The organism is Tibeticola sp. (genome assembly GCF_022759015.1).
GTDB lineage: Bacteria > Pseudomonadota > Gammaproteobacteria > Burkholderiales > Burkholderiaceae_C > Tibeticola > Tibeticola sediminis.
Map to the genome: position 1 here is coordinate 1 of NZ_JAEMQB010000003.1, position 6205 is coordinate 6205.

5 protein-coding genes are annotated in these 6205 nt (G+C 68.1%); all 5 read right to left on the reverse strand.

Translation table 11 applies throughout. The annotated features are described in order from the left end of the window. Nucleotides 1-238: 238 nt before the first annotated feature. Nucleotides 239-1105 (reverse strand): GIY-YIG nuclease family protein, encoded by an 867-nt coding sequence (locus JHC36_RS00240; RefSeq protein WP_287914373.1) that lies wholly within the window; start codon nt 1103-1105, stop codon nt 239-241. Between the two features lie 143 nt (nt 1106-1248). Continuing rightward, the gene (locus tag JHC36_RS00245; RefSeq protein WP_287914376.1) at nt 1249-2160 is read right to left on the reverse strand and encodes a hydroxymethylglutaryl-CoA lyase; all 912 of its coding nucleotides are present in this window, start codon (nt 2158-2160) and stop codon (nt 1249-1251) included. A gap of 16 nt (nt 2161-2176) precedes the next feature. Further along, nucleotides 2177-4285: an acetyl/propionyl/methylcrotonyl-CoA carboxylase subunit alpha gene (locus tag JHC36_RS00250; protein WP_287914379.1), complete on the reverse strand. Its 2109-nt coding sequence runs from the start codon at nt 4283-4285 to the stop codon at nt 2177-2179. 53 nt (nt 4286-4338) lie between these two features. After that, on the reverse strand, nt 4339-5130 hold the full coding sequence (locus tag JHC36_RS00255; RefSeq protein WP_287914382.1) for an enoyl-CoA hydratase/isomerase family protein: 792 nt from the start codon (nt 5128-5130) through the stop codon (nt 4339-4341). A gap of 64 nt (nt 5131-5194) precedes the next feature. Next, nucleotides 5195-6205: carboxyl transferase domain-containing protein (locus JHC36_RS00260; protein ID WP_287914384.1), on the reverse strand; the 1011-nt coding region annotated here is incomplete at its 5' end.

Here is a 6205-nt window from a genome sequence, read left to right on the forward strand (position 1 = left end):
CCCGGTTCTGCAACAGCAACCCAGCCTGCAGTCCCCGCTTCACTGCGGCATGCGCCTCGGAGGCGCTCAGCCCCAGTTCTTGCGCCAGCCGTGCATACGTCCAGCGCTGTTCCCCCCAGGCGATCAGTTTGAGGGCAACGAGAAAGTCTTGGGGCTTGAGCTGCATGTATTCAACGTTCGCGATTTGCGGATGTTGAATACACAGAACTGCCCGTCAGCGGGCAATTACCCAGCGGAATCAAGAGGCCCCGGCCTCCGCCTCCTGCAACTCCTTCAAGGTCCGCCCTTGGGCGTCTTTCCACTCGATGCGCCCGTTCGCGCTGCGGCCCAGCACCACCGCCGCCGCCGTGCTGGGTGAGCTGAAGCTGTAGTCCTGCGCGAAGCGATACAGGCCTGCATCCAACTCCAACACGCCGTTGGCGATCAGCTCCTGCCGAAGGTCGTACATGCCGCGCACGTGCTGCGCCATCGACGGGACCGTTTCGGCCACCGCCTGCGAACCGGCCTTGACCACAAAGCCCTGCGTTGCCTCATAACCCATGGCCACCACACCCTTGCCCTTGCAGGTCAGCAGCGGATTGGCCTTAGCCGTGGGGGCTGGCGCCTGTTCAAACGCATGCACCCCCAACACCGGCAACACGCCCAGCATGTGGGCCAGGAACACCTCCATGTCCGCCCGGTCGGCCTCGCTCAGGCTGGGTTCGGCGGGCAAGTTGGCGTTGTCCAGCGGCATGCGCTTGGCCGCGCGGGCCAGCGCGATCAGCCGCGCCTCCAGAAACTGCACATGCGCCTTGTTCAGCTGCCCGGCCGTGGCCGTGGTGAAGCCGATGGCGCGGGTCCAGAAATCCTTCTTCGCTTGGTGGTCCTGCAAGCGCGGAAGGATCGGGTCGCCTTCGCCCACGTAGAGCATCTCGCCCTCGCCGTCTGGCCGCGGCCACAGCAAGAGGTAGACGCCGGTCTGCGCCAGCTCGGGCCGCGCCTTCACCTGCGGCAGTAGCGCACGGGGAAACACCAGCGCTTTACCGATCCAGTTGGATTTTTCGACGATACGCAAGCCGTCGGGGTCGCCGTCGGCGACGAAGATGCGCAGGGAGAAAGAGGTCATGGTGCAACCGTTCGAGATGGGCCTTGAGCCACTGCGGAATACGCCTGGTCGGGGCGATTGAGCACATCGGGGAATCGATGCTCCAGCACTCGCCTTTTTACCATCCCACCCAGGATGCAGCTTTGCAAATTCTCCGCGCCCGTTCAGCCCGCCGCCCGCTTGGCCAGCAGCGCGCGCGCCACACGCGAGCCGCTGGGCCGCCCGAGCTGCTCGCTGATGTAGGCGCCGGCGTCGACCAGTGCGTCGAGGTCGATGCCGGTTTCGATGCCCATGCCGTGCAGCATGTAGACCACGTCTTCGGTGGCGACGTTGCCGGTCGCGCCCTTGGCGTAGGGGCAGCCCCCGAGCCCTGCGACCGAGGCCTGGAAATTCCACACGCCCATTTGCAGGGCCGCGAGCGTATTGGCCAGCGCCTGGCCGTAGGTGTCGTGGAAGTGGCCGCTGATGTGGTCGATGTCGTAGTGCGCGAGCGTGGCTTCGATCGCCGCCTGCACCTGCCGCGGCGTGCCCACGCCGATGGTGTCGGCCACGTCCACCCGCTCGACGCCGATGCCTTTCATGAGGCCGGCAAGGTAGGCGACGCGCTCGGGCGCGATCGCGCCCTCGTAGGGGCAGCCCACGGTGCAGCTCATGGCGCCGCGCACCGCGATACCGGCGGCCTTGGCGGCGGCCACGACCGGCGCAAAACGCTCGATGCTCTCGGCGATCGAGCAATTGATGTTCTTCTGACTGAAGGCCTCGCTTGCCGCGCCGAAGACGACGATTTCGTCGGGCCGGTCGCGCAGCGCCGCCTCAAAGCCCTTGAGGTTGGGCGTGAGCACCGAGTAGCGTACCCCGGGCGCGCGCCGCAGGCCCTGCATGACTTCGTGGTTGTCGGCCATCTGCGGCACCCACTTGGGGCTGACGTAACTCGTGACCTCGATTTCCTTCAGGCCCGCAGCCTGCAGGCGATGCACGAGTTCGATCTTGACGGCGGCGGGGACGGGCTGCTTTTCGTTTTGCAGGCCGTCGCGCGGGCCGACGTCGATGAGGCGGACGTGGCTGGGCAAGGACATGGCGGGACCTCCGGGGTCAGCTTGGGGTTTGCAGCCGCAGCAATTCCGCGCCCTCGGCCACCTGATCGCCGGGCGCGTAGAGCAGTTCGACGACGACGCCGTCGGCGGGCGCGGTCAGCGTGTGCTCCATCTTCATCGCCTCCATCACGGCGAGCGTCTGGCCTTGGCGCACGGTGTCGCCCGGCTGCACCGCAAACGACACCACCTTGCCCGGCATCGGCGCGCTCAGCCGCCCGCCTTCGCTCGGGCCTTCGCCGGCATGGGCGAGCGCGTCGATTTCGACGATCTGCGTGGCGCCGAGGTCGCAAAACACATGCAGGGTTTCATCGCGGCCATAGACCCAGTAGCGGCGCCGCTCGCCCGCATAGCGGATGTCGAGCGCATCGCCGCCGGCGGGCGCGACTTCCAGCCGGTCGCGCAGCTCGCCCAACGCGAGGCTGTGCGATCCGTCGTGGTGGTAGTGCAGCGTCGCATCGAGCGTGGCCTCGCCAAAAGCAAAGCGGATCGAGCGCTGCCACTCACCCCAGGCGCGCCAACCGTCGCGTCGGCTGAACGGGTCGTGGTCTTCGAGCGCGGCCTCGCGGCGCAGCGTGTGCGCCACCGCGGCGGCCACGGCCCGGGTCGCGCCGACGCGCTCCTGGCCGAACAGATGCTCGGCCTCGCGCGCAATCAGCGCGGTGTCGAGCTCGGCCCGGCGGAAGGACGCGCTGGCAGCCACCAGGCGCAGAAACTGCACGTTGGTCGCCACCCCCACGATGTGCGTGGCCGCAAGCGCCGCATCGAGCCGCGCGAGCGCCTCGTCGCGCGTGGCGCCGTGCACGATGAGCTTGGCGAGCATCGAGTCGTAATAGGGGCTGACGACATCGCCTTCGCGCACGCCCGAATCGATCCGCACCGGCTGCACCCCGAGCACCGCCGCGCCCACCGGCGGCTGAAACGCCACCGATTCCGGACCACGGTACACCTCGAGCCGGCCGGTGGCCGGCAGGAACTGCCGGTCCGGGTTTTCGGCGCACAGGCGCGCCTCGATCGCATGACCGTGGATGCGCAGCTCCTCCTGCCGGCGCGGCAGCGGCTCGCCCGCGGCCACGCGCAACTGCCACTCGACCAGGTCCAGCCCGGTGATGGCCTCGGTCACGGGATGCTCGACCTGCAGCCGGGTGTTCATCTCCATGAAAAAGAATCGGGCCCCCACGCCCCCCGAGGGGGCCTTCGCGCCTTGGGACGGCGCGGCGGCGCTCATACCCTCTGCGACTCGGCCGTCCTCGAGACCGTAGCCCCCGGGCTGCTCGACGATGAACTCGACCGTACCGGCACCGACATAGCCCACAGCGCGGGCTGCGGCCACCGCCGCCAGGCCCATTTGCTGGCGCAGCTCGGCCGTCATGCCGGGCGCGGGGGCTTCTTCGAGCAGCTTTTGATGCCGGCGCTGCACCGAGCAGTCGCGCTCGAACAGATAGACATAGTGGCCGTGGGCGTCGCCAAAGACCTGGATTTCGATGTGCCGCGGGCGCTGCACGTATTTCTCGATCAGCACCGCATCGCTGCCAAAGCTGCTGCGGGCCTCGCGCTGGCAACTCGCGAGCGCCGCAGCGAAGTCCTCGGCGCGCTCGACCACCCGCATGCCCTTGCCGCCACCGCCAGCGCTGGCCTTGATGATGACAGGGTACCCAATCGCGTCGGCCTCGGCTTGCAGCAGCGCGGCGTCCTGGTTCGCGCCGTGGTAGCCCGGCACCAGCGGCACGCCGGCGGCCTCCATCAGCCGCTTGGACTCGGCCTTGAGGCCCATGGCCTCGATCGCTTCGGGCGGCGGCCCGATGAACACCAGGCCGGCTGCGGCGCAGGCCCGTGCGAAGGCGGCGTTTTCACTCAAGAAGCCGTAGCCGGGATGGATGGCCTGCGCACCGGTGGCGCGCGCCGCGTCGATGATGCGCTGCCACTGCAGATAGCTCTCCTGCGGGGCGCTGCCGCCGATGTGCACCGCCTCATCGCAAGCGGCGACATGCTTGGCCTGGGCATCGGCGTCCGAATACACGGCCACGGTGCGCACACCCATGCGCCGCGCAGTGGCGGCCACGCGGCAGGCAATTTCCCCGCGGTTGGCGATCAGGATTTTTTGAAACATCGGTGTTCCTTGGGCGTCAGGGGCGTTGCCATAAAGACAGCCATCGGCTGGGGTCAACCGGCCAGCCAGGCGGGTTTACGCTTGTCGAGAAATGCCTGCACACCCTCACGGCCTTCGGCGCTGGCGCGGATGTCGGCGATCGATTCGACCGTGGCGGCAATGAGCGCGTCGTCGATCGGTTGCGCCGCCACGCGGCGCACCAGCGCCTTGCACGCGCGCACGGCCGCCGGGCCCGCACCGGTGAGGGCGCGCACGATGCCTTGCACGTGCACATCGAGCGCCTCGGGCGCCACGACCGCGTGGACGAAGCCGATGCGCAGCGCCTCGGCAGCGTCGAAGCGCTCGGCGGTGAGGAAGTAGCGCTGTGCGGCACGAGGCCCCATGGCGCGGATCACATACGGGCTGATGGTGGCGGGAATGAGCCCCAGCCGCACTTCACTGAGGCAAAAGCCCGCCGTGTCCGCCGCGACCGCGATGTCGCACGCGGCGACGAGCCCCATGCCGCCGGCATACACATCGCCCTGAATGCGCGCGACGGTGGGCTTGGGACATTGGTCGATCGTGCGCAGCATCTCGGCCAGCGCGGCGGCATCGGCCAGGTTCTCCTCGCGCGTGTAGCCAGCCATGCGGCGCATCCAGTTCAGGTCCGCCCCGGCACAAAAGGCTGGGCCCTCGGCGGCGAGCACGATGGCCCGCACGTCCTCACGCATGCCCAGCGCGACGAAGGCTGCGCGGAGTTCGGCAATCACCTCGTCGTTAAAGGCATTGCGCAGCTCGGGCCGCGCGAGCGTGACGGTGGCGACGGCTCCCTCGACGCCGATGCTCAAGTGTCTCGATGCGTTCATCGCAAAGCCTCCTGGTGTGCGGGCAGTGACAAGCGGCGGGCGCGGGCGTGCATGTCCCGGGTGCTCACATGCGGAACAGGCCGAAGCGGGTGTCGGCGATCGGCATGTTGCGCGCCGCCGAGAGGCCGAGCGCCAGCACGCGGCGGGTGTCAGCCGGGTCGATGATGCCGTCGTCCCACAGCCGCGCGGTCGCGTAATACGGGTGGCCCTGGGCTTCGTATTGCGCTTTGATCGGGGCCTTGAAGGCGGCTTCTTCCTCAGCGCTCCAAGTGCCGCCCTTGGCCTCGATGCCGTCGCGCTTGACGGTGGCGAGCACGCTCGCGGCCTGCTCGCCGCCCATGACCGAGATGCGCGCGTTGGGCCACATCCAGAGGAAACGCGGCGAATACGCGCGGCCACACATGCCATAGTTGCCCGCGCCGAAACTGCCGCCGATGATGACGGTGAACTTCGGCACCGCGGCGGTGGCGACCGCCGTCACCATCTTGGCGCCATGGCGCGCAATGCCTTCGTTTTCGTACTTGCGCCCGACCATGAAGCCGGTGATGTTCTGCAGGAACACCAGCGGGATTTTCCGCTGGCAGCACAGCTCGATGAAGTGCGCGCCCTTGAGCGCCGACTCGCTGAACAGGATGCCGTTGTTGGCGATGATGCCCACGGGCATGCCTTCGATGCGCGCGAAGCCGCACACCAGGGTGGTGCCAAAGCGCGCCTTGAATTCGTCGAACTCGCTGCCGTCGACGATGCGGGCGATGATCTCGCGCACGTCGAAGGGCTTGCGGGTGTCGGTGGGAATGACACCGTAGAGCTCAATTGCTTCATATTTCGGAGCAACCGGTGTCCATTCCACGCTGGGCTTGCGGCCTTTTTGGTTCAAATTGGCGACCGCCGCGCGCGCCAGTGCGAGTGCGTGCAGGTCGTTTTGCGCCAGGTGGTCAGCGACGCCCGAGAGCCGCGTGTGCACATCGCCGCCGCCGAGTTCCTCGGCGCTCACCACTTCGCCCGTGGCGGCCTTCACGAGCGGCGGGCCGCCGAGGAAGATGGTGCCCTGGTTTTTGACGATGATGGTCTCGTC

Excerpts from the sequence above, each read along its gene's own strand:
- JHC36_RS00250 (WP_287914379.1), bottom strand. The coding sequence starts at position 4,285 with ATGTTTCAAAAAATCCTGATCGCCAACCGCGGGGAAATTGCCTGCCGC.
- JHC36_RS00255 (WP_287914382.1), bottom strand. The coding sequence starts at position 5,130 with ATGAACGCATCGAGACACTTGAGCATCGGCGTCGAGGGAGCCGTCGCC.
- JHC36_RS00240 (WP_287914373.1), bottom strand. The coding sequence starts at position 1,105 with ATGACCTCTTTCTCCCTGCGCATCTTCGTCGCCGACGGCGACCCCGAC.
- JHC36_RS00245 (WP_287914376.1), bottom strand. The coding sequence starts at position 2,160 with ATGTCCTTGCCCAGCCACGTCCGCCTCATCGACGTCGGCCCGCGCGAC.